Origin of the sequence: Sellimonas catena (assembly GCF_027924685.1) — a bacterium.
In the GTDB taxonomy this organism is placed as follows: domain Bacteria; phylum Bacillota; class Clostridia; order Lachnospirales; family Lachnospiraceae; genus Sellimonas; species Sellimonas catena.
Window position 1 is genome coordinate 1 of the sequence record NZ_BSBO01000046.1, and the last position, 22,885, is coordinate 22,885.

The 22,885-nt window shown below is 43.6% G+C and carries 29 protein-coding genes and 1 other annotated feature; of the genes, 25 read left to right on the forward strand and 4 right to left on the reverse strand.

Annotated elements, in window-relative coordinates; translation table 11 throughout:
- From Selli1_RS16465 to Selli1_RS16555, 20 genes are all read left to right on the forward strand, one after another.
- Positions 1 to 538 (forward strand): transposase (locus Selli1_RS16465; RefSeq protein WP_281874048.1); only part of this gene is annotated, 538 nt, incomplete at its 5' end.
- 155 nt (positions 539 to 693) lie between these two features.
- Positions 694 to 993, forward strand: coding sequence for an RNA polymerase sigma factor (locus Selli1_RS16470; RefSeq protein ID WP_242960059.1), 300 nt, complete (start codon positions 694 to 696; stop codon positions 991 to 993).
- Between the two features lie 76 nt (positions 994 to 1,069).
- Positions 1,070 to 1,879, forward strand: coding sequence for an anti sigma factor C-terminal domain-containing protein (locus Selli1_RS16475; protein ID WP_281874051.1), 810 nt, complete (start codon positions 1,070 to 1,072; stop codon positions 1,877 to 1,879).
- Between the two features lie 136 nt (positions 1,880 to 2,015).
- On the forward strand, positions 2,016 to 2,669 hold the full coding sequence (locus tag Selli1_RS16480; protein ID WP_087166895.1) for a phage head-tail adapter protein: 654 nt from the start codon (positions 2,016 to 2,018) through the stop codon (positions 2,667 to 2,669).
- A 26-nt stretch (positions 2,670 to 2,695) separates the two neighbouring features.
- Entirely contained in the window at positions 2,696 to 3,055 is a 360-nt protein-coding gene (locus Selli1_RS16485; RefSeq protein ID WP_281874053.1) for a GNAT family N-acetyltransferase, read from the forward strand.
- A gap of 402 nt (positions 3,056 to 3,457) precedes the next feature.
- Positions 3,458 to 3,901, forward strand: a complete 444-nt coding sequence (locus Selli1_RS16490; RefSeq protein ID WP_087166896.1) for a hypothetical protein — start codon at positions 3,458 to 3,460, stop codon at positions 3,899 to 3,901.
- Positions 3,902 to 3,957: 56 nt separating this feature from the next.
- Positions 3,958 to 5,112 carry a WYL domain-containing protein gene (locus Selli1_RS16495; protein WP_281874057.1) on the forward strand — a complete coding sequence of 385 codons (1,155 nt, stop codon included), beginning with the start codon at positions 3,958 to 3,960 and terminating at the stop codon, positions 5,110 to 5,112.
- Position 5,113: 1 nt separating this feature from the next.
- Positions 5,114 to 5,968, forward strand: a complete 855-nt coding sequence (locus Selli1_RS16500; RefSeq protein WP_281874059.1) for a DUF6994 family protein — start codon at positions 5,114 to 5,116, stop codon at positions 5,966 to 5,968.
- A gap of 58 nt (positions 5,969 to 6,026) precedes the next feature.
- On the forward strand, positions 6,027 to 7,199 hold the full coding sequence (locus Selli1_RS16505) for a 4-hydroxybutyrate dehydrogenase (RefSeq protein WP_281874061.1): 1,173 nt from the start codon (positions 6,027 to 6,029) through the stop codon (positions 7,197 to 7,199).
- 150 nt (positions 7,200 to 7,349) lie between these two features.
- Entirely contained in the window at positions 7,350 to 7,988 is a 639-nt protein-coding gene (locus Selli1_RS16510) for a hypothetical protein (RefSeq protein WP_281874063.1), read from the forward strand.
- Positions 7,989 to 8,202: 214 nt separating this feature from the next.
- Positions 8,203 to 8,574 (forward strand): shikimate kinase, encoded by a 372-nt coding sequence (locus Selli1_RS16515; protein ID WP_118636678.1) that lies wholly within the window; start codon positions 8,203 to 8,205, stop codon positions 8,572 to 8,574.
- Positions 8,534 to 9,043, forward strand: coding sequence for a hypothetical protein (locus Selli1_RS16520; RefSeq protein WP_281874066.1), 510 nt, complete (start codon positions 8,534 to 8,536; stop codon positions 9,041 to 9,043). Before Selli1_RS16515 ends, Selli1_RS16520 begins: the two co-directional genes overlap by 41 nt.
- 23 nt (positions 9,044 to 9,066) lie before the next feature.
- Positions 9,067 to 9,486, forward strand: coding sequence for a hypothetical protein (locus tag Selli1_RS16525; RefSeq protein WP_204247069.1), 420 nt, complete (start codon positions 9,067 to 9,069; stop codon positions 9,484 to 9,486).
- Positions 9,487 to 9,599: 113 nt separating this feature from the next.
- Positions 9,600 to 9,848, forward strand: coding sequence for a type II toxin-antitoxin system prevent-host-death family antitoxin (locus Selli1_RS16530; RefSeq protein ID WP_087168949.1), 249 nt, complete (start codon positions 9,600 to 9,602; stop codon positions 9,846 to 9,848).
- A 1-nt stretch (position 9,849) separates the two neighbouring features.
- Positions 9,850 to 10,152, forward strand: coding sequence for a type II toxin-antitoxin system RelE/ParE family toxin (locus tag Selli1_RS16535; protein ID WP_281874070.1), 303 nt, complete (start codon positions 9,850 to 9,852; stop codon positions 10,150 to 10,152).
- Between the two features lie 84 nt (positions 10,153 to 10,236).
- Entirely contained in the window at positions 10,237 to 10,554 is a 318-nt protein-coding gene (locus Selli1_RS16540) for a hypothetical protein (protein WP_087252158.1), read from the forward strand.
- Between the two features lie 61 nt (positions 10,555 to 10,615).
- Positions 10,616 to 11,365 carry an 8-oxo-dGTP diphosphatase gene (locus Selli1_RS16545; RefSeq protein WP_281874072.1) on the forward strand — a complete coding sequence of 250 codons (750 nt, stop codon included), beginning with the start codon at positions 10,616 to 10,618 and terminating at the stop codon, positions 11,363 to 11,365.
- Between the two features lie 149 nt (positions 11,366 to 11,514).
- Positions 11,515 to 11,673, forward strand: coding sequence for a DUF2935 domain-containing protein (locus Selli1_RS18420; RefSeq protein WP_330677624.1), 159 nt, complete (start codon positions 11,515 to 11,517; stop codon positions 11,671 to 11,673).
- A 39-nt stretch (positions 11,674 to 11,712) separates the two neighbouring features.
- Complete coding sequence (locus Selli1_RS16550; protein WP_330677625.1) at positions 11,713 to 12,417, forward strand: DUF2935 domain-containing protein; 705 nt, start codon at positions 11,713 to 11,715, stop codon at positions 12,415 to 12,417.
- A gap of 73 nt (positions 12,418 to 12,490) precedes the next feature.
- Positions 12,491 to 12,997: a hypothetical protein gene (locus Selli1_RS16555; protein ID WP_330677626.1), complete on the forward strand. Its 507-nt coding sequence runs from the start codon at positions 12,491 to 12,493 to the stop codon at positions 12,995 to 12,997.
- Between the two features lie 28 nt (positions 12,998 to 13,025).
- Here the strand turns inward: Selli1_RS16555 and Selli1_RS16560 are convergent, their stop codons facing one another.
- The 4 genes from Selli1_RS16560 to thiS form a co-directional block, all read right to left on the reverse strand.
- Positions 13,026 to 13,613 carry a thiamine phosphate synthase gene (locus Selli1_RS16560; RefSeq protein ID WP_087252261.1) on the reverse strand — a complete coding sequence of 196 codons (588 nt, stop codon included), beginning with the start codon at positions 13,611 to 13,613 and terminating at the stop codon, positions 13,026 to 13,028.
- Positions 13,614 to 13,717: 104 nt separating this feature from the next.
- Positions 13,718 to 14,497, reverse strand: a complete 780-nt coding sequence (locus Selli1_RS16565; protein WP_191435141.1) for a thiazole synthase — start codon at positions 14,495 to 14,497, stop codon at positions 13,718 to 13,720.
- Between the two features lie 41 nt (positions 14,498 to 14,538).
- Positions 14,539 to 15,183, reverse strand: coding sequence for a sulfur carrier protein ThiS adenylyltransferase ThiF (gene thiF / locus Selli1_RS16570; RefSeq protein WP_087168954.1), 645 nt, complete (start codon positions 15,181 to 15,183; stop codon positions 14,539 to 14,541).
- A 1-nt stretch (position 15,184) separates the two neighbouring features.
- Positions 15,185 to 15,382, reverse strand: a complete 198-nt coding sequence (gene thiS / locus Selli1_RS16575) for a sulfur carrier protein ThiS (protein ID WP_087168955.1) — start codon at positions 15,380 to 15,382, stop codon at positions 15,185 to 15,187.
- A gap of 370 nt (positions 15,383 to 15,752) precedes the next feature.
- Here thiS and Selli1_RS16580 point away from each other — a divergent pair, with 370 nt between their 5' ends.
- The 5 genes from Selli1_RS16580 to hemB all read left to right on the forward strand — a co-directional run bounded on the left by Selli1_RS16580 (position 15,753) and on the right by hemB (position 22,701).
- Positions 15,753 to 16,355 carry an aminoglycoside 6-adenylyltransferase gene (locus Selli1_RS16580; protein WP_281845471.1) on the forward strand — a complete coding sequence of 201 codons (603 nt, stop codon included), beginning with the start codon at positions 15,753 to 15,755 and terminating at the stop codon, positions 16,353 to 16,355.
- Positions 16,356 to 16,454: 99 nt separating this feature from the next.
- Entirely contained in the window at positions 16,455 to 17,123 is a 669-nt protein-coding gene (locus tag Selli1_RS16585; RefSeq protein ID WP_242958898.1) for a helix-turn-helix domain-containing protein, read from the forward strand.
- A gap of 165 nt (positions 17,124 to 17,288) precedes the next feature.
- Positions 17,289 to 17,551, forward strand: a binding site (T-box leader).
- 139 nt (positions 17,552 to 17,690) lie between these two features.
- Positions 17,691 to 19,397, forward strand: a complete 1,707-nt coding sequence (locus Selli1_RS16590; protein ID WP_118636670.1) for a carbon starvation CstA family protein — start codon at positions 17,691 to 17,693, stop codon at positions 19,395 to 19,397.
- Positions 19,398 to 19,549: 152 nt separating this feature from the next.
- On the forward strand, positions 19,550 to 21,613 hold the full coding sequence (locus Selli1_RS16595; RefSeq protein WP_281874076.1) for a beta-galactosidase: 2,064 nt from the start codon (positions 19,550 to 19,552) through the stop codon (positions 21,611 to 21,613).
- A 110-nt stretch (positions 21,614 to 21,723) separates the two neighbouring features.
- Complete coding sequence (hemB, locus tag Selli1_RS16600; RefSeq protein ID WP_330677627.1) at positions 21,724 to 22,701, forward strand: porphobilinogen synthase; 978 nt, start codon at positions 21,724 to 21,726, stop codon at positions 22,699 to 22,701.
- The last annotated feature ends 184 nt before the right edge of the window (positions 22,702 to 22,885 follow it).

Here is a 22,885-nt window from a genome sequence, read left to right on the forward strand (position 1 = left end):
CGGGACAGAAAACACGCAGCTCGCATCGGAGAAGAATGTAGAACTGATCACTACAAGCCTGACGGGGAAATTCGCCCCGGATATCCTTGCTGATTTTGAATTCAACGAAGAAGGAACAAAAGTTCTCCGGTGTCCGGCAGGTTATGCGCCGAAAAGCTGCTCCTATATGAAGCAGAGCAGGCAGTGCGCCGTTTCCTTTCTGCATGAGCAGTGTGCCAACTGCCCGTACCAGGACCAATGTAAACCGAAGATCTTTAAGCGGGTTGCCAAAATAGTAACATCCAAAGCGGCACATGAACGTGCGAAGATCCAGCGGGACATGAGCAGTGAAGAATTTAAAAACTACGCAAGACTCCGTAATGGAGTAGAGACTGTACCGTCAAATATCCGCAGGAATTACCATCTGGAAAAGATGCCTCGTGGAAAACAGCGTGGCAAGTTCTTTTTCGGTTCGAAGATAGCGGCACTAAATTTCCGAAAGCTCTTCAATTATGTGAAGGGTCTGGGAAACTATGCTCAAAATCCGGTACTTGCATAAAACAAGGAGGGAAATACCCGGCATATATGCCAGAAATCCCAGCATAATACTACAAAATATGAATTTTTCAAGGTACTATAGGTACAGGGCACAACTAATTATATAGTTTCGACCCCAACATCATAGGATTAAGTTATGAAAAAGAGGTGAGATGCTTGGAAGAAAAAATGATAAAACAATTATATCATCAGTATGGAAAAGAATTGTTTTTGTATTTGTATTCTATGTGCCAGCAAAAAGAGTTGGCAGAAGACTTATTACAAGAAACTTTCTTAAAAGCAATCCTGGCATTACCGGAATATCACACAAATATGCGGGCATGGTTGTATAAAGTCGCAAGAAATCTTTTTTACAATTTGTATAAACGAAACAGGCGGGAAATTTGTGATGAGGAATATTTGAAGAAGATTTCTAAATTAGAGGTTGACGAATTTCTAGAAGAATATATTTCCTAACATTGTTTCATTGTTTTATTATGACCCGGGAAAGGAGATATTTGAAAATACAAATCAAATGAGTTTGGATCTCAGGGTGTATACAGAATTAAAAATTCCAGGATATGTTCGGGATAATGTTGTAGTACGAGATAAAGGTTATGGAAATTATGATATCAACATTTATCAAAATGTTTCCTATAATGGGAAATTTACGAATATTGCAGGTGCCTTGAATAAAGGAAATTTGAATCTTTATGATATGAATTTGCTAAATCCACCTCACGATAATGTATTTGCCTGGTTTCAGTTAGAGGATTTGAAAGAACAATCGCTTCGTGAGATAGAGGCAGCGGGCAAAGAGATGTTTTTCTCAGGTGGAACCAGAGAACAGGCCACAGAAGCTCTTCAAGGCTTAGAAGAAAATGTAAAGTATGTTTTTTATGCAACATTGGATAAAATGGTCGATTACAATGAATTTGTTAAATTTAAAAAGGAAAAGAATTCATATGCTAACTGGTGTGCCGTATATACTGGAGGAAGAATTCAAAATCTGGGCATTGAGTGCGAATTGTTACGTTCATGTAATCTGGGATGGGACACAAAGGAATATCCAGAGATGATTATATGGAATCATGACGAAGAAACGCAGCCTTTGGAGAATAAAATTGAGAATACAGAGGTTATGCAGACCCATTTTGAAAGTATGCTGAGATATATGGGAGAACAAGAATCATTTTTAAAAATGATGAATGAGACTTCTGAAATATACAAAGAGGCAGCAGAGTATATCGAAGAGAATGGAATGCTTATTTATGGGTATTCGGGAATTGCGAAAAAGGAAGAATTGCTAAAAATGAATGAGTGGTCGGAAATTTATGCAATAGAAGTGAGTGAATTGAGATAATTCAGAATGAAAGACAAAATGAAGGGCAAGGAGTTATTTATGACTCCTTGCCCAAGTGCTTTTCAATTATAGAAAAATTAATCTTGTTACTCTTGTTTCAATCTTGGTAAAATAATAGAAAAGGAGTAAATAGAACATGAATAAAGAATGGTCTGAACTTAATAAAACAATGCAGGGACAAATTAAAAAGAAAGATACATATAAGATGGGGGTTGATACTTTGTTCAGTTTACGAAGTCAGTTAATGCAAACCTTAGTATCTTTAAAAGAGGAACTACGCAGAGAAGATTTTAACTCGATCCCGTTCATTAATGCTGATGGCTATCATAGTAAGACGATCGCTTATTCGATCTGGCATATTTTCCGTATTGAAGATATCGTAGCACATTCGGTGATAAAGGAAGATGAACAAGTATTTTTTGTGGGAAATTATCAAAAGCGTATCAATTCGCCCATCATTACAACAGGAAATGAACTCGTGAAACAGCAGATTGCAGATTTTTCAAAACAGCTGAATCTGGAAGAATTATATTCATATATTTTTGAAGTGCGGGAAAGCACAGAAAAAATGCTTGAACAGTTATCTTATGATGAATTAAAAAGGAAAATTTCGATAGAAAGAAAAGAATACCTGAAATCGTTGAAGGTGGTAAAGGAAGATGAAAAAGCAAATTGGCTGATTGATTATTGGTGCAATAAAGATATTCGTGGACTAATTCAAATGCCGTTCTCCAGACATTGGATTATGCACACAGAAGCCTGTTTGCGTATAAAAAATAAGATACAATAGACATTTAATTGAAGGGAGGTTATTTTATGGAATCTTTGGAGAAGATCTTTGAAAGCAACTGGGGAAGTGTTTTTATGATATATGATTCAAAAAAAATAAACCTTTTGGAGATTGAACATATAAAAATATTAAGCAATAATACTTTGGAAGGTATTATAACATTTTTTGAGGATCCGGTTGCGATACATATCGTTTCATTAAATTCCTTTGTTTCTGGAAAAGGGATTGGAAAACGTTTGCTTGAAAAAATTGAAGCTATCGCAAAACAACGAGAAAAGCAAACTTTGTATGTGGAAACAACAAATGATAATTGCAATGCAATTAAGTTTTATCAAACATATGGATTTGATATGTATCAATTACAAATCGATGAGGTCAGTAATTAACGTATTTTGAAGCCATCGATCCCGGTCAGTGGTTGTTATGGAATTCCAATAAAACACATAATTAAATTTAAGAAATGTATACATTAATCTTCTTACTCTGATCCGTAATCACCAGAAGAATTTTATATACTGCTTTTTCATCGCATTTTTGCTGATCTGACTTGTGCTGTTAGTTGTAGTACTGGCAATTCTGATTACCACTCCACTGGGAGCGATTGGCATGGATTTAACTTACAAAAGATTATTGACACGGGAAAGAGTGAATAAAAGTGGAGAGGTTAAAATAGTGAAAAAATGTTAAATGGGCGGATTTTTCCGCCCATTTACTTTGTATAATGAAAAGCGTAACGTACATGGAAAAGAGAATATGTGATTCATGAGAATCAAGAAAGAGGTGCTTTTATGGGTTTACCGCAGAAAAACATACTGATCAATCATTTTCAGGCTGTCGAAGATTATCTGAAACTGGATGCAAGAAATGGAAAGCATCTGCGATTTATTGAGTTGATGAAGAACAGATATATCCCTGAAGTGCAGAATCTTTTAGAAATCATTCCGGAAAGCTTTCATCCGACAGAACTTCAGAAGTTTTACGAACATACCGGGCTAAAGATACTGGTTGAGATCTACAACAGTGAATATGAAGTGACGATGTATGACAGGAAAGGGAAATACCCGAGAGAGGATGCCGTTATCTGGAATAAAGATTTTAGAGAGCAGGTAGCTGAGCATCCGGAATGGCTTGAACCGCAGGAGAAAGCAGATCTGCTGATTCGTTGGATTTTCCCTCTTGAGGAAAAGAAAGAGAATATCGTTGTACATCATTATCAGTTTATATTAAGATAAAAGAAAAGGGGGCGGGGCTAAATGCCCTTGCCCTGTAGTTTGAAAGGAAATGGTGTATGGCAGAGCGGTATTCAAATAAACCATCCAAATATGAGAGATCCTACAGAATACTTGAGTATCTGAAAAAGAATACGGATCAGGAGCATAAGGTGAAGCAGTCAGATCTGAGAAAGATTGAGTATTTGAAGCAATATATCGGGAACAAGGAAACATTTAATGATACTATAGTGAATATGGCAAATGCCATGAATTCGGACAGTAACGAAAGGATAAATCCGGAGGAAGAATGGCGTATTGTTTTTGACGCCTTTGCCAGGCGATATGGGAGCGAAGGAACTGAGGAAGAAGATGAAGAGGGTACCCAGCGGATGCCGATCCGGGGATTGTACTATCATCATATATTTTCTTACGACGAGATCAACAGTCTGATAGAAGGCATTTTATTTTCAAAGACAATGACACCTGAAGACGGGGAGAAACTCATAGAAAAGATAGAGAGCCATCTTACCACAAAATTTTATCCCAAGGGAGCAAAACAGATCTGCAGAGTGAATGAGCCGCAGCTTACGGAAAAGGGGAGAATGCGGGAGAATCTCAAGCTGATCCAGCAGGCGATTGATGAGAGAGTGCAGATCAGATTTCGGTTTTATGGCTACAACAGAAGAAAGGAACTGGAACCTGTCAGGGAAGAGAAAGATACAGTCAGCCCATATTATCTTGTTGCAAACGGAGGGAAATATTATCTTCTGGCATGTAAAGAGATGACGATCAACGAAGAGATTGTCCGGAATATGTCTATCTGGAGAGTGGATTTGATGGGAGAAATGGAAATACCGGGACGTGATGAAAAACTCGGAATTCCCGGAATACCGGCTTTGAAAAAAGAGAAGGTGAAACATCTCCCAAAGCAATGGAGTGAAGACTTTCATCTTTCACATCTTAACATGGCTTTTGATGAGCCGGTAAAAATAAGATTGAAGATAACAAGAGTGCGGGAAAAGGCAGACTATACTTTTCTTCACGACTGGTTTGGAGATACATTCCGATTCGTGGGAAAGAGTGATATTGTGGAGGTAATGTGCAGCCCGTTTGCAATGGTGAACTGGGCACTTCAATATAGTGACCGGGTGGAAGTTCTGGAACCGGAGAGTATCAGACGCCAGGTGGCGGAGAAAGCCAGGAGATTATATGAAAAATATGGAGAAAATTAAGATGAACAGAGATTATTGCTATATTGATGATGTTCTGGAAACGAAAAATAAAGGAAAATTTGATCCCGAAAAATATTGCTATGATAAGGATTGCGGCAGGAAGAGCCTGGATCCGGATTGCCGGAGTCATAAATTATATGAAGATCTGGCAAAAGTATTTGGCGGGAAAACAAATTATGCGGAAAATGAGTTGATATTTTCAAAAACAGAGGAGACGGAACTTACGGATGGAAAAGAGTGCAGGTACGGGTCGGACTACATCGGACCTTCCTGGAATTGGGCCAGACTGGAATATGGATTTACAGACAGGGAGATCGGAGAGGGATTGAAGAGGACCAGACTTCTTGGAGGGCATATGCTGTGGTTGAGAAAGACTCCTTCCATCAACACAACGAAAGGCGGAAAAGGTATCTATGACAGGATCGATTTGTGTCTGGATGAAATCAAGAATGCCTATGAATGTGGGTTTGAAGGGGTATCCAGCCATAAACAGTCTTTGTGGCAGGAGATCTGTGAAGAAAAAGAATGGTTCGAATTATTTGGAAGAGGATGGAAAGGGTTTTCAAACTTTATTGATTTCTTCCTGCTCAATGATTATGTGAATGGGAACTATGACGTCATCTCCCTGTCCATATCCAACTGCAGGGAAGGATGTTATGAGCTGGTAAAAGAAGAATGCCGGCGTATCAATCAATACAAGATCAGTACAAAAAACAACTGCTATTTACCGGGGAGACAATTTGGCCTGAACCTTCAGGAGGATGAAGCGAAAGCGGCGTACAGACAGTATATTAATAATTGTATTTTTCTGATAGAGAAAAGGACGGAGAGTATGTTAAAGAAGCTGTCTGTGTAGCTGACCGTGTTTTGTGATAAAATGAGAATATATCAAAAATAGATTAAAAGATGACCAGATGAAACGGGAATCAGGGATTGCCGGACTGGACTATTTGGAAGGAGAGCAGAGGATGAAATTATTTCAGGAAATTACGGAAGTATACAAATATCAAAAAGCGAGTGAATTTATAAAGGAGTTTCAGATTGGAGTAGGAGACTTTGTTTTTACGAGTCAGTCAGTATTTGAGACTTATTTTCAAGAACTTCGATCAAGCGGTGCTGTTGTACATTTTAAAAGCGAATACGGACAGGGCGAACCTACAGATCTGATGGTGGATGCTCTGTTAAAAGATTTCAGAAGAACGGATTGTAAAAGGGTTATTGCGATCGGCGGCGGAGCAGTGATTGATATGGCAAAGATCCTGGTGCTGGATGGAGAGGCAAAAGCTGCGGAATATTATCAAAGGAAGGTGCCGGTCAGAAAGATACGGACCTTGGTTGCTGTGCCGACGACCTGTGGGGCTGGTGCGGAGGTGTCAAATGTATCTATTGCGGAGATGACAGCTCTTCAGACAAAGCTGGGACTGGCCGGTGAGGAGATGTATCCGGATCAGGCGGTGCTTATTCCGGAACTTCTCGGGAAACTGCCATGGCACTTTTTTGTAACGAGTGCGATTGATGCCCTGATCCATGCTATCGAGTCCTATGTATCGCCGAAAAGTACATTGTATACACGGATGTTTGCAAAAGAGGCTATGCAGATTTTTCTCAAGGGCTTCCGTATGTTGGAAGAGAAAGGACCAGACAGCAGAGAGGAATTGTTTGAAGACTTTCTGATAGCCAGTGATCTTGCAGGCATTTCCTTTGCCATTGCCGGGACAGGAACGGTGCATGCGATGTCCTATCCGCTTAGCGGAACTTACCATGTGACACACGGAGAGGCCAACTATCAGTTCCTGACGGCGGTATTCCAGGCATATCAGGAAACAGATCCAGATGGAGGAATCTTGGAGCTGAATACATTTCTGGCGGAAATTTTTTCGTGTGAACCTGATATGGTTTACAAGGAGATTGAAAAATTGCTAGATGGCCTGGTCCGGAGGACACCGCTTCACGAATACGGAATGAAAGAAGAAGAAATCCGAAGTTTTGCCGAGAGTGTGGAGAAATCGCAGCAGCGTCTACTGGGCCAGAGCTATGTGAAATTTGGGGCTGACGATCTGGAGAAGATTTATCGAAAACTTTATTAGGATGATGAAAAACAAATAGAAAAAGTATAGGATATGGAGTTTTTAAAAACATTAAGAAATAATTACAGATATCTTCCTTGAGGGCTGAATCGTGCCATGCTAGTATGAAGTAAATTTGAGGATAATGGCATGAGAAAGGAGAGGTATTCTATGAAAATAAAAAAATTCATGACTCCCGAGATGTATGTGGAACGTGTGGAAGGTTCGGAGGAATGGTATCTGGGAGTTGCCTTTGAGGAAGATGTATGCGATCTGTTTGATGCGGAAATGATGGAGAAAGAAGGGAAAGAATTTCCGGGTAATTGCCCTTATTTTTTTCATTATCCTGACGGGGCAGTGTACCATCCCTTCCCCAAAAAGAAACATGTCTATTATGAAAATCCGGTTTGGGACAAAGATCGTTTTGGAATTCTGGCGGTAGATTTTTCTTTGAGGAAAATTCTGATCTACACTTATATTCCCGGGGCAAAGCCGGAGATCCTGCAGTCCCTGGATCTGGATGAAGTGGAGGACTGTTATAATCTGAAGCTGGAGATGACTCCGTGGATATTGGGAAGGCAGACGCATAACGAATATGAGGCAATCTGGCCGGTAAAAAGGAAGTTCCCGATCGGAGACAACGAAAGCATGATCTGCAGAGACGGCAATGTGCTGTTTCTTTCACGGTGGGTGGAAGATCCGGTTTATCATGAATATGTAGTGACAATAGATATGGAGACCGGGGAAGAGCTTTGCGTAGAAAAGGGAAATCTCTATCTGATGCCGGATGGAAGTTTGTGGAATATATAAAATATGTGGGAGGCCATACGGACAGAAAAATGGCAGGTAATTAATGAGTTCTAATGCGTTTTAATGCGTTTCACACGCATTAAAACGCATTAAAAATTTGTAGAAAAGTGCATAAAGGTATATCCGTTAGACCTGGTATCATATATACTTGAACCAGGAAAAGAAATAGTACATTTTATTTCAAATCAGGCTTAGATAAGGTGGCGATTGAAATATGAAAAATGTAATACATATTTATGGAGCTTCAGGCTCTGGAACGAGTACATTAGGCAGAAAAATCAGTGAAGAATTGGGATATAAATTTATGGATACAGATGATTACTTCTGGGTACCTGCCAATCCGCAATATACCACTAAAAGAAAAAGAGAAGAGCGGCTTGCATTGATGAAAGAGGATATTATAGAAAATGAAAATGTAGTCATTTCCGGTTCGCTAGTGGATTGGGGAGATGAATTAATTCCAATGTTTACATTAGTTGTGCGGCTTGTTACGGATACAGAAACAAAGTGCATTCTGTCTTGTGGAAATGGGTGCAGCATGGGCAATGAGCAAGCATTACTTTCCTCTGGTAACAGTGCCATATGACCGATTAAATAAAACTCCGCTTATGGGAATGCAGATGCGCAAATTGATCAATATAGACGATTTAAGTGTGATATATGATGAACTGCATCGATGTGGTGTGCTGGAGGAATATCAGACAGCAGAGTTTCATAAGCAGGCGAAAGATTATGTTAAACAGGCGAAAAAGATAGTGGAGGGCGACTACCAGATCGAGAAAGACGAAGAAGGGTATTATGAAACAGAGATTTCTTGCGTGAGAAAAGTAGCCCAGAAGCAGTTTCGATGCTATGGAATCAAAGGACATATTGCGGATCCGCCGGATGGGGAGAATGCAAAAAGCGACTGGCTTTTTTACAGGATCGACCAATTTCCGCCTTTGGAGGCAGGGGATCGGGTCAGATTTAAAACATCAAAATCAAAAATCAATGCTTTTCCTGATTTAGGACGTGCCAGAAATATTTATCCGGATGATTTGATGAAACCGGATTAGCAGACAGTATTGGAGGGACCTCAATGATATTCAAAGTACAGAAAATAGAGGAAGATATAGATTTTGGCTGTGAAGAGCGGATGGATGATGAGCCTGTTATGGCTGTTGTGACATTGCAGGATGAGGCAGGAGCAGAAAAGAGAGTCAAGATGCCGGATCAGCTTTTGTATGATCGTGAAATCAATGAGGGAGATCAGGTGATCTTTGATGAAAATGGAAAACTGCAGAAGCGGATTCGAGGTGACTGGACTGAAAGATGCAAGAAAGCGAATGTGAATACAGAGGAATTTGTCTCAAAAATGGAAGCCCTGAAAGCGGGAAAGAAAGTAAATTGGATCTGTCCTTTCTGTGGCGGCAATGTGACTCTGCTGGAACAGGAAAGTTCACACACAGTGATCGGTTGTGATTCCTGTGATATGCGGATTCAGTTGGAGAATCACTGATTACGGGAACAAACAGAAGAAAAAGCTGTAAAATTTTACGTTGAATTTTACAGCTTTTTGCGTATAATAAAATTAACAGAAACAATAGAAATTGAAGGAAGGAGCTGAACGATATGCCAAACATTTTGCCGGTATCTGATTTGAGAAATTATAATGAAGTTCTGAAGAATTGTCGTAAAGGAGAGCCTGTATATCTTACTAAGAATGGCAGGGGGCGCTATGTGGTCATGGATATTGAAGATTTTGAGCGTGATCATGCAGAGAAGAAGCTCTGGATGAAGCTGCAGGAAGCGGAAGAAGCAGTGAAAGATGGAGAAGGATGGCTTGATCTGGATGAACTAAAAGCACATATGGGGGAGTAAGATGTTAAAGTTGCGGATTAATCCGATTGTTGCAAAGGATTTGAAAGATATCCGGGATTATATTGCAGAAGATAATGAAGAGTATGCTGCAAAGACTATAAACGAGATTTATGGTAAATTTGAGAATCTCCAGATGTTTCCGGGAATAGGTACAAATCTTTCTAAACGAGTCAGCTTTCGGACAGATTATAAATATGCGATATGGGAAGATTATGTGATTATCTATAAAGTAAGCGGCGAATATGTGGAGATTTATCGTGTAATTAACCGATATCAGGACATTACAAGTATCTTTGATTCATAAACTAATAGAGTTGTGTGAGATGAGTATGACATCAGTGAGTGAGATTATTGAGCTTCAATCATTGTACTAAAGGAAGGAGTAGAAATGGAAATGTCCAAAAGAGACTGGAAACTTTTTCGAGAAAAATTACCTGGCTGGCAGGAGAATTATATGGCCCGTCTGATCAAGGAATATATTAGCTTGCTAAGCGCAGAGGATAAAAATGCGTCCGATAAATTTTGGGAGCTTGAGAAGAAGATTAAAACCGACAGACGTCACCCGGGAGTAATTCTGAATATGGAACAATCCAAAGCCATATATGATATTATCAGTCTTGTCAGATTTGGAGTGATTTCTTTCGATGATCTGGCAGATTTCAGTGAAGACTTACAGCAGGAAGTAAAGTTGATCCTGAACAGATAGATTATGGAAGAATAGATCGAGGCACAGAAAGAAGTGATAAGATTTTGGTGTGGAGGTACTTATGAAAAATCATAAAGTTGTCGATGGCCATCTCCTTCAAACCAATAAGAAATATTCCCATCTGAAGCTGAAGCAAAAGAACCGGATTGCGGAATGGATGTATCAGGAAACAAAGGCGTATTATGAAAAGAACTACGTGTTTCCGAATGAAGCACATCTGGATGATGTCGTGAAGAAGGTTTACGAAAGAATTGAGCAGGCGGAAATCTGTATTCCATATGAAGAGGTGCGGCATCATTACAAAAAGAAGCGTTCGGATCTGAACAGCCGGGTGCGGAGGGATCTGAATGTTGGTGAAGAAAAGTACAAAGAGAAAGCCTGCTTTATGAATCTGTGCATGATTCAGGATGAGCAGGGAAATGTTCTGGCTCTTGACAAGATGAATGACAGCTATACCGGGACGACGTTTCCGGGCGGGCATGTAGAGCCGGGAGAAACTTTTCGTGAAGCAGTGATCCGGGAAGTCCGGGAGGAAACAGGCCTTGTGATCCAAAATCCCGAGCTTTGCGGCATCTATCACTGGAATAAAGCGCACACACACAATATGATTTTTCTGTATCAGACGAAAGAGTTTTCCGGGGAACTGCAAAGTTCAGATGAGGGCCCGGTATACTGGATTTCTATGGCGGAGTTTATGGAAAAAGAACTTGCCAAAGGAATGAAAGAAGTAATGGAGATCATGATGAATCCGAACCTGCAGGAATGTTATATGCGTCTGGAAAAGGGAGTGTATCAGGGAACGTTGTGTTAGAAGAAGTCTGCAACGCAGTCAAGAATATAAACAGTAGTCAGGCAGTATGGCCCGGTATTAAGGGCCGTACCGCCATTTCTCTATAATATCCAATTCCCAATCCCGTCATACATTATAAAGAATAGGAAAATATCAGGATGTGCATGAATATGGAAAACTATGTAAGAGCATCACTGGAAACGCATTTATTTTTCGGAAGAATCATGAAGGAACATGCGTTGTTTCTTCAGGCGGGCTTCCCGGCCGGGGAAACGGGATACAGAAGCAAAGCAAGCTGGTACCGGGACGAATTTGAAAAGGTACTGTAGCAGACCGTACGGTTTTCGGACGGCATGGTAGGAAAGGATGTGCTTTGTTCAGGAGAAGTGTTTACGGAATACACGGTTATGGCGGAGCAGCAGACAGGAAGACTTACGAAGATTCCGATCGATGTCCGGATCACACAGGCGGAAGAAAATCTGCAGGCGGGAAGAGAAGCATGCAAGGACGAAAGAATGGCCAGGCGGATCCGTCAGCTGAATCATCATGTTCTGCACCTGCTTGGCGGGCTGATTGAGTTTAAAAAGCAGATATTGCAGGAAGTGACCTGCTGCAGATTGTTCACGGCCAACTATCCGTTGCTTATCGAGCATATCATCCGGGAGGCGGAATTATATCAGAAGATGATTGCTTCCCTGGGGGATGGAACCTGCGAATCGTCGGAACAGATGGCTGAGACAGAGCGGTTCTGGAATCAGATTATGATGGAACATGCGCTGTTTATCCGCGGCCTGCTTGATCCGACGGAGGGCGAACTGATCGAAACGGCAGATTCCTTTGCCGGTGATTATCAGAGACTTCTGGAGGAGGCAAGGCAGAAGGATTGCAGAGCCATGAACGGACTGACGAGGAAAACACTGGAAACGACAAAGAAGTACCGTGATTTTAAGGCAGCGGGGACAAAGGGAATAACCGGATGCGAGATTCGCTCCATCATTCTTCCGCTGTTGGCAGACCATGTGCTCCGGGAGGCCAATCACTATCTCCGGCTTTTGAAGCAGAAAGGGGAATAATCCATGCAGCTGTGTCAGTACCCTTGCCAGAACAAAGTCCGCCGTTTTACGCTGGAGGCGATCCAGATTCCAATTGTATACAATTCGTACGGCGATTATGACCCGAATGGACTGTTATACGTGCTGGAAAGTATTCAGCAGCAAAATTCACGGCGATCCTGCAACACCCGTATGGAAAGCATATTCCGGGGACAGGGTCATTTTCCAGACGATGATGCCGGCGGATAAGCCGCGAAATGTATCACTTGCCATTCACGGACATTTGTGGAGGGAACAGCCTGACGATGCCTTATCCAGAGAGATTCCGATTCAGGGAGGAATCAGCATCGGGAACCGGTTTGATATGGAACTGAAAGACGGAGCTTCCTGTCCGGGCGACTATCTGTACCGGTCAGGAAGTTTTGGATGGGATGTGGAATCCGGCATGTGGGGAATCTTTAGGGTAATGAAACAGTCGCTTCGGTGCAAATGCAAAGAAGTAGGCGGAAAACTGCCATTTCATTTCGGTGGGAATAAAACATCTCTTATGATACAGTCAATAAAAAAGCAGAAAAAGAAAGAAAAGCATAGGGGCAGATAACATGCCCCTATCTTTGTTAACTATTTTTTTACATGCCCATCATCTGAGACATGATACATACTCCTGATGCTCCGTGCTTCAACACAGTTTGTATTTGTTCCGGATCCAGACGGATCCCGCCGATGGCGTATATCGGGATCGGCGAGCGGTCACAGATCTGTTTCAGAAAATCGAGACCTCGCGGTGGAAGTCCTTTTTTGCAGTCGGTAGCAAAAATATGTCCTGCCGTTGCATAGGATGCTCCAAGAGCTGCAGCTTCTTCTGCCTCTTCTGTAGAATGGATCGAAACGCCGATCCGCATCCCCGTAAGACGGCCGGCGCCTTTTTCTTTCAGCTCCTTCAGTTTCCAGAGCGGTAAATGAAGGATATCCGTGTCTGCAGCGTCTGCAGCTTCAGGATAGAAGTGAGGGATCATCGTGACCTGATGCCGGTCACAGATTTTTTTTACAGCCAGGGAAAGATTCAGGTAGTCTTTGACCGGAAGATCTTTTTCTCTGAGAAGAAAAGCACGAGGCTGAAAACTGCAGATTCGTTCTACCTGATCCAGATATGGAAGCCGTGTCAGATGGCGGTTAGAGACGGCAATCACTTTTGAAAAATCAATTTCGTTGTACATGATTTTATTTCCTGTTCCTTTTGTATCTGATATCTTGTTTTTCAGCGTAAAACAAAGCTGAAACCACATTTGACCGGGCAGCGGTCATGCCTCATTCAAAGGCTCTATTTTTGACTCACTCCTGTAACCGGGGAGGAGGCGCTGGACCCTTTTTCGATTACCCGTCCCATGCCGGAAAGGTATGCAGTACGTCCTGCTTCGATTGCTTTGCGGAAAGCGCCTGCCATTGCGGGAATGTCCCCTGCTGTAGCGATAGCGGTATTGGACATGACTGCGGCGGCACCCATTTCCATGGCTTCACATGCATGGGAAGGTCGGCCGATACCGGCATCGACGATAATAGGCAGATTGATTTCATCGATGAGAATCTGGATAAATTCTTTTGTGCAGATTCCTTTATTGGATCCAATCGGGGCACCGAGAGGCATAACACATGCGGCGCCGGCATTGACCAGATCTCTGGCGGCATTGAGATCCGGATACATATACGGCATAACGATAAATCCTTCGTTTGCAAGAATCTCGGTTGCCTTGATCGTCTCATAGTTGTCCGGAAGAAGGTATTTGGAATCCGGAATCACTTCAAGTTTGACAAAATCACTATGGCAGATTTCCCGCGACAGCCGGGCGATGCGGACTGCTTCTTCTGCGGTTTTTGATCCGGATGTATTTGGAAGAAGTGTCACACCTTCCGGAATATAGTCAAGTATATTTGCCGAACTGTCCTGATTTGTACGGCGCAGTGCAAGTGTGATAATCTGGGCCCCTGCGTTCTCAACAGCTGCCTTAATCAGTTCAAGGGAATATTTCCCTGATCCAAGTATGAAACGTGACTGGAATTCATGTCCTCCCAGACAAAATGTGTCTTTTGTTAAATCGATCATTGTTTTTCTCCTTTATAAAATAGTGTTTGAAATCTGTTTTCTCATAGACGGTCTCCGGCTGTTCCGTTTATGATCAGATCTGCAGCCAGATTCGCCTGGTGAGCGGCGCAAAGTGCCACCCTGGGGGCCATCAGGCCCGGGCCTTTGCGTGAATCGCTGACCCCGTCCCCGCACAAGTAGAAACGGCTGGTGATTTTCTTTGAAAGAATCGTATTGCTGTTTCCGTATCCGGCCATTCCGGAAGCGCTGATTATGATCAGATCCCGGTAATTTTCCAGAATACCGTTTACAAGCATGGCCTTATTTTCCGGGACATCAAAGGCTTCGCACAGGATGGTGTCTTCTTTAAAAAGTGAAGCGACATTTTCATCAGAGACCCGGACGCAGTCTGTCCGGATATCCAGATAAGGATTGATCTCCAGCAGCTGTTCTTTTAAAGCATCCGTTTTGAACATACCTACATGACGCATCAGGTACTGCTGCCGGTTCAGATTGGTCAGATCTACCCGGTCAAAATCGATCAGATGAAGGTGTCCTGTTCCGATTCTTGCAAGGGAAAAAGCAATATTGGAACCCAGGCCGCCAAGACCTGCTATGGCGACTCTTCCACGGTTCAGCTTTTCCTGTATAGCTGCTGTGTGGCGTTCACAAAGTGCCTCCTGTATCTCTCTTTCGGTAAATCTCATATCAGCCCCCTCCTACAAAACTTACAATCTCGAGTACATCCCCGCTGTGGAGTAAAGTTTCCTTATAACAGCTTTTGGGAATGATCTCACCGTTTTTTTCAACAGCGATCCGGTTTGTCTGGTAGCCTTCCTGCTCCAGATAAACCAGCAGTGTGGTTGGTTCTTCTAACGGTTTGTCCTCTCCATTTATCCGGACCATCGCTTCCTCCTTCCCGGATGAACAGGATAGAGTGCGCTGCAGAATCTGTATGGATAAAGACACGGAAGGAATCAAATGTCATTCTGCAATAAAAAAGGAGTCCACAAAGAATTACACCCGTGGTGGTGCACCCCTTCATGAACTCCTGTTCACTCTATCGTTATCCGTATTCTTTTTATAATTACACTAAATAGTATACCATGAAAAAATTCTCTGTCAATTATTCAGAGAAAAGTTTCATTTCCCCTCATTTACAGGATCAAAGCAGCCGGATATAATAAAATCAACAGTCGAAAGAAATGTATTACCGGCTGCAGCCGGCATATGTGAAAAAACTAAATTTATAAATCATAAAAAGGGGAAAACTTATATGCGTTCTGAAAAAGAAATGCTCTCATTGATTGAAGAAATTGCACTGGAGGATGAGAATATCCGGGCAGCTTATTTAGAAGGATCCAGGGTGAATCCAAATGTTACCAAAGATTTATTTCAGGATTACGATGTGGTATACATCGTGGAAACAACCAGGCCATACCGCGAAAACAAGGAATGGATTACCAGATTTGGAGAGATTTTGTATATGAATTACCCGGAAGATAATGTGCATTATCCATCGGATGTGGAAAACTGTTATGGATGGCAGATTCAGTGTGGAGACGGAAATCGTCTGGATCTGCATGTCTGCACAAGAGATTATGCGCTGGAAAGACTGGAAATGTACCGGGTGCTTGTGGACAAGGATCACATCATGCCGGCCAAAGAGGATACTTCTGAGGAAAGATACTGGGTGAAAAAGCCGACTGAGAGAGAATTCCAGTGTACCTGTATGGATTTCTGGTGGTGCTTTAATAACGTGGCAAAGGAGGTAAGCAGGGAGCTTGGATTCCAGTACGATCAGGAAAATGCGGACAACAGTACAGCATTTCTACGCCGGGTCAAAGATCTGCCGTTGGATGCGGAACGGATTATGTAGAAATCGTTTTATACAGGAAATCAGGGCATTCAACCGATGGTAGAGTGCAAAAATAGCGGTTTTGTGTTATCCTTTCTTCAGAGAGAGGGGGCAGAAGTTATGGTGAACCTGAATCAAACTGGAAAATTTATAGCAGAATGTAGAAAGAAAAAGCAGCTGACACAGAAGCAGCTGGGAGAGAAACTCCATGTAACGGACCGTGCTGTTTCCAAATGGGAAAACGGAAAGGCGTTTCCGGACGTCCATATTATGGAAGACCTGTGCAGGGAGCTGGATATCAGTGTGAGCGAGCTGCTGGCGGGCAAGCGGATCGAAACGGAGCAGTATCAGAAAGAGACGGAGAAACTGCTGATGACGGCGGTCGGCAGGTCTCAGCTGTATGGATTTCAGATTATCATTTACATTTTAATGTTTTCTTTTATTACAGCCTTCCAGCTACTCCTTGTCCTGAAAGGTGACGGCGAGTGGCTGCCGCCGACGAGGGAGATGATTTTATGCGGGCTGGTCTGTGTGGGTACGTTTGCCTGTGCAGTCTATCTGGACAAGAAGATTCCGGAGAGAATGTTTCGGATGTCCAGTCCGGTTATACAGGGGATTGTGGGAGGCGTTTATTTTCTTTTGTTAACGCTGTTTGATTATCAGAGTTACGGGGGATTAGAGGGAATGGAATCAGGGGAACAGATTTTTCTCATTCTCTTTTTCATTGTGGGATTCGTTTTTACAGTGTTTTTTTGGGCCGCAGCTGGATCTGAAAGAAAAGATAAATAAGGAGTCTGCACTTTTCTGAGAAAACACTTTAAAGTGATGAAATCATGCACAAATTGCAAGGATGAAGAGAAAATATTTTATTCATGTTTGACAAAAAAACAGAATGCACTCGGTTTTTCTATTGACAATCTATTTAAAAGAGCTATAATAAAACAAAATTAAAAAGCCAATGCGAAGAACAGGACAGGACTTCCTGTGTACCAATGCTTTCAGAGAGTTTCCGGCTGGTGTGAGGAAACAGCATGACGAGGAAGCCATCCCCTGCAAGCAGTCGGGGTGAAAAGTGAGTGAGTAGCCCGGACCGGAGTTCCACCGTTAGAGGGAAAGCTGTTAATCCGTACGATTAGTCCGGACGACAGTACAGAGTGACCGGACGTTGTCCGGTAAGCAGAAGTGGTAACGCGGAGAAGAGAAGTTTCGTCTTCTGACAGAGCAATCTGTCAGAGGGCGTTTTTTTATTTTAATTAAAACTTTGTTCTTTACCGCTGCGCTTGATTCGCAGGTCGGAACCCTCCAAAAGGGAAGGAACCGGTCGTTTGGCCTGATAGAAAAGGAGAGTGGAAAATTATGAACTCACTGGTAATTGTTTTAGCGGCGGCGGTCTGTCTGATTGCGGCATATGCGCTGTACGGACGCTGGCTTGCCAGGAAATGGGGAATCGACCCGAAGGCGAAGACTCCGGCAGTTCTGCATAATGACGGGCAGGACTATGTTCCGACAGATGGGTGGACCGTCTTTGCCCATCAGTTTTCTTCCATCGCAGGTGCAGGACCTGTAACCGGGGCCATTCAGGCTGCAGCATTTGGGTGGCTTCCGGTGCTGCTCTGGATTCTCATCGGAGGAATCTTCTTTGGAGCTGTCACGGACTTTGGTGCACTTTATGCGAGCGTAAAAAATGATGGAAAATCCATGGGGCTGCTGATTGAGAAGTATATTGGAAAGACGGGACGGAAGCTGTTTCTTGGATTCTGCTGGCTGTTCTGTCTGATCGTGATCGCGGCATTTGCGGACATGGTAGCGGATACATTCAATGCCTATGTTGTGACGGACGGAGTGAGGACACTTTCTGAGAATGCCACTGTAAACGGAGCGGCGGGAAGTATTTCTCTGTTTTTCATCCTGTTTGCGGTGATCTTTGGAGTGAGCCAGCATAAGCTGAAACTGACCGGATGGAAAGAAGTGGTCTTTGGACTGGTCTGCACAGTGCTTGCATTTGTATTTGGAATGAATTTCCCGGTGATTCTTGGAAAAGAGATGTGGGTATATATCGCATTCCTTTATATCTTTCTGGCAGCAGTGCTTCCTATGTGGTTTGTCATGCAGCCAAGAGACTACATGTCCACCTTTATGTTTATCGGAATGATCGCCGGAGCGGTGCTGGGGCTGGTGTTTGCTCATCCGTCCATGAATCTTCCGGCATTTACCGGGTTTCAGAATGAGAATCTCGGAACGTTGTTCCCGATTCTGTTTGTAACGGTTGCCTGCGGTGCAGTATCCGGATTTCACAGCCTGGTTTCTTCCGGTACCTCATCCAAGACGGTTTCCAATGAGAAGGATATGCTGAAAGTCGGATACGGGGCAATGGTCCTGGAAAGTCTGCTGGCAGTTATCGCTCTTTGTGTTGCCGGTGCGGCGGCAGGAGCAGACGGGACAGCAGCGGCCGGCACGCCGTTCCAGATTTTTTCCTCAGGAGTGGCCGGATTCCTTGAGATGTTCGGCATTCCGGTCTATGTGGCGCAGAGTTTCATGACTATGTGTGTATCAGCGCTTGCGTTTACAACGCTGGATTCTGTTGCGCGGATCGGACGGATGTCGTTCCAGGAGCTGTTCAGTGTGGATGATATGGAGCATGCGGAGGGATGGAGAAAGGTACTCTGCAATAAATATTTCGCAACGGTGATTACCCTGGTATTTGGCTATATTCTGACTCAGGTCGGCTATTCGAATATCTGGCCGTTGTTTGGAAGCGCCAATCAGCTGCTGAGCGCTCTCGTACTGATTACACTGTGTGTATTTCTGAAAGTGACAGGTCGAGAACTCAGGACACTGGTACCTCCATTTGTGATTATGCTGGTTGTCACATTTACCGCCCTTGTGCAGAGATTCATCTCGCTGGTCAAGGCATTTTCTGACGGAAAAGGCGTATTTATGGTCGAGGGACTACAGCTGATCGTTGCGGTTCTCCTGATGATCCTTGGCGTGACCATCGTTGTAACTTCGGGAAAGGAACTGCTCAGAAAGAGAGCATCAAAATCATCGGCCGTATCGGCTTAAATCCAGAAAAAAGGTCGGAATCATCAATGAAAGAGGATGCCGATCTTTTTTTCTGGAAAGAAACAGAAAGAACGCCGCTTTATTCGTCTGAAATGTGATATACTGGACAGAATGAGGAGTTCATAACATTTTGTGATAAGGAGAGGAAGAATATGAAAAGGAAAAAGCTTCCGTTTGGCTATGACGATCCTTCCTGTCCGGAAAGGACTTTGGGGGCGACGGACCGGTACTTGACAAGGAACGGCAGGCCGTGGATTCCTGTAATGGGAGAGTTTCATTTTTCCAGGTTCCGAAGCGAATTCTGGGAAGAAGAAATTGAAAAAATGAAAGCCGGAGAAGTACAGATTCTGGCTACATATGTGTTCTGGATTCACCATGAGGAAAAGGAAGGAGAATGGAATTTTGAAGGGCAAAGGAACCTTCGGGAATTTCTGGAAATCTGCCGGAAGTGTGAAATGCCGGTGCTTCTGCGGATTGGTCCATGGAGTCATGGCGAGTGCAGGAATGGAGGATTCCCGGACTGGCTGATTCAGAAAGAGGGAATCGAAGTGCGGACAGATCAGCCGCTTTACCTGTCTTATGTGAAGCGATTTTTCGAGAAAATTTACGGGCAGACGGACGGTTTTCTCTGGAAACAGGGAGGGCCGGTGCTTGGTATTCAGGTGGAAAATGAATACGGACACTGTGGAGGTCTGACCGGAGAGGCTGGAGTCCGGCATATGAAGACGATCAAACAGCTGGCAAAAGAAGCCGGGTTCCGTGTGCCGTATTATACGGCTACAGGATGGGGCGGAGCGATTGTCCCGGAAGGGGAGATGCTTCCTGTCCTGGGAGGATACTGCGATGCACCATGGGAACAGCACATACATGAGATGCCGTTGAATGCGAATTATCTGTTTTCTCACAATAAGGATGATGGAAGTATTGGCAGTGACCTGCAGAAGGAGCGGGAACAGGAATTTACTTATGACACGGAGAAATATCCATATTTTACAGCAGAGCTGGGCGGAGGCGTGCAGGTAACGATGCACCGGCGTCCTGTGGTGGACAAAAAAGACACATGTGCAATGGTGATCTGCAAGCTTGGAAGCGGAGCTAATCTTCTGGGATATTATATGTACCATGGAGGGACAAATCCAAAGGGAAAGTACAGTACGCTTCAGGAGTCAAAAGATACTGGTTATTTAAATGATCTTCCGGTATATTCCTATGATTTCCAGGCACCGGTCGGAGAGTATGGAAGGATTCATGATGTGTTTTATCACCTTCGGCCGTATCATCTGATGCTGAAAGAGTTCGGAAGCATGATGGCGGAAACAGAGTTCATTCTGCCGGAGTGGAGTGCCGGACGTCCTGAGGATCTGACAAGTGTCCGCGCTGCGCTGCGCCATGATGAGAAAACAGGATCCGGTTTTCTGTTCTGGAACCAGTATCAGAGACATGCCGTCCTGGAAGAACATCCGGGAGAAAAAATCGTAGTGGAGACAGAAGGAAAGAAAATTTCATTCCCGGCAATGGATCTGGAGAATGGAACATATGGATGCTGTCCTTATCATCTGTCATGGGGCAGTCTGCTTGTCGAGATTTCCAATGCACAGCTTCTTTGTACGTTGGGAGAGAGGCTGGTATTCTTTGCAGATGATGTAAGCAAGGTTCGGCATCAGATACGGGGAGATGAGTCGAAAATCATAACGTTGTCGCGGGAACAGGCGGAACATGCCTGGAAAATAAACGGGAAATTGTATCTGGCGGAAGGTTGTATCTGCCGGGCGGGAGACAAGTACGATCTGCTCGCATACAGTCCGGATGGACAGATCTGCTGTCTGCCGTCGGAAGAAAAAATATCGTATCGATGTGAAGAAAAACATTCGGGAGCAGAAATCAGCAGGATAACAGAAGGACAGAACTATACGGAGTATGAAATGAACATTCAATATCCGGATAAAGATTTTCCGGAAAACTACTGGCTTATTATAGGATTTGACGGAGACAGGGCCGAACTCTGGATGGACGGAGAACTGTGCGGTGACTGGTTTTATACAGGGAATGACTGGCAGATCGGACTGAAATATTTTGACTGGCCAAAGCAGATGACGATTCGGATTTATCCGGTGAGAGAGCATGTGTATGTCGAAAAGAAACCGGAGCAAAGATGCGGGATACGAAAGATCCATGTGCAGACCGAGTACCGGATTTCTCTTGGAACTCTGGAATAGAGAAAAAGTTTATATAATTCCCTGGAGACTGCCGCATCAAACCAGGACCGCGCATTTATGGCGGCAGAAGTAAGTAGGAAAATGAACTTGACAGGAAAAAGAAAGGCTAAATGATGGAATTGATAAGAAGACCAAGAAGATTAAGAAGATCTTTGGCTGTCCGTGAACTGGTTCATGAGACAGATGTTAGAGTGACAGATTTGATTTACCCGGTATTTGTTGTGGAAGGAGAAAAGGTGAAGGAGCCGGTTCCATCCATGCCGGGAATTTACCGTTATTCAGTGGATATGCTGAAAATTCATTTGAAAGAAGTGTGGGAAACCGGAATACGTTCGGTGATCTTTTTCGGCGTGCCGGATCACAAGGATGCATGCGGCAGCGGCGCATGGGATGAACATGGGGCGGTTCAGAACGCACTTCGCATGGCAAAGGAATGTTTCCCGGATCTGATCTGTATTGCAGACATTTGCCTGTGCGAGTATACGGATCACGGCCATTGCGGGATTGTGCGGGATGGAAAAATCCTCAATGACGAGACACTTGCATATTTATCAAAAGCGGCAGTATCCTGTGCAGGAGCAGGGGCGGATATCGTAGCGCCGTCTGACATGATGGACGGCCGGATCGGACATATGCGCCGCTCACTGGATGAGGCAGGATATGAGGATACGCTCATCATGGCTTACTCTGTAAAGTATGCGTCGGCTTTTTACGGACCGTTTCGGGAGGCGGCGGATTCTGCGCCGGCATTTGGGGACAGAAAGACATATCAGATGGACTGGAGGAATAAAAAAGAGGCAATTGTGGAGACACAGCTGGATATCGAAGAAGGGGCCGATATCATCATGGTGAAACCGGCGATGGCCTATCTGGATATCGTAAAAACAGTCAGTGACAGATTTGAATTTCCGATATGCACCTACAGTGTCAGCGGAGAGTATTCCATGATAAAGGCGGCGGCCCTGAATGGCTGGGTTGATGAAAAAGCAGTAGTGATGGAAAGCCTGACAGCCATGAAACGTGCCGGTGCGGGAATGTTAATTACCTACTATGCACCTCAGGCCGCGAGATGGATCAGGGAGGGGTAATCCCGATGCTGGCCGGACAAACAGGATCAGGCTATGGACGTTAGCAGATCGGGGAGAGGTTAGTGTATAATTATTATTGGCAAAAATAGGAATTTTTCCTAAATAAAAAGGGAAGCAGAGAAAATCCCTACTTCCCAATCATACAGTTTTTCTTTATGATGTTAGTTGCAAAATAAAACACGTA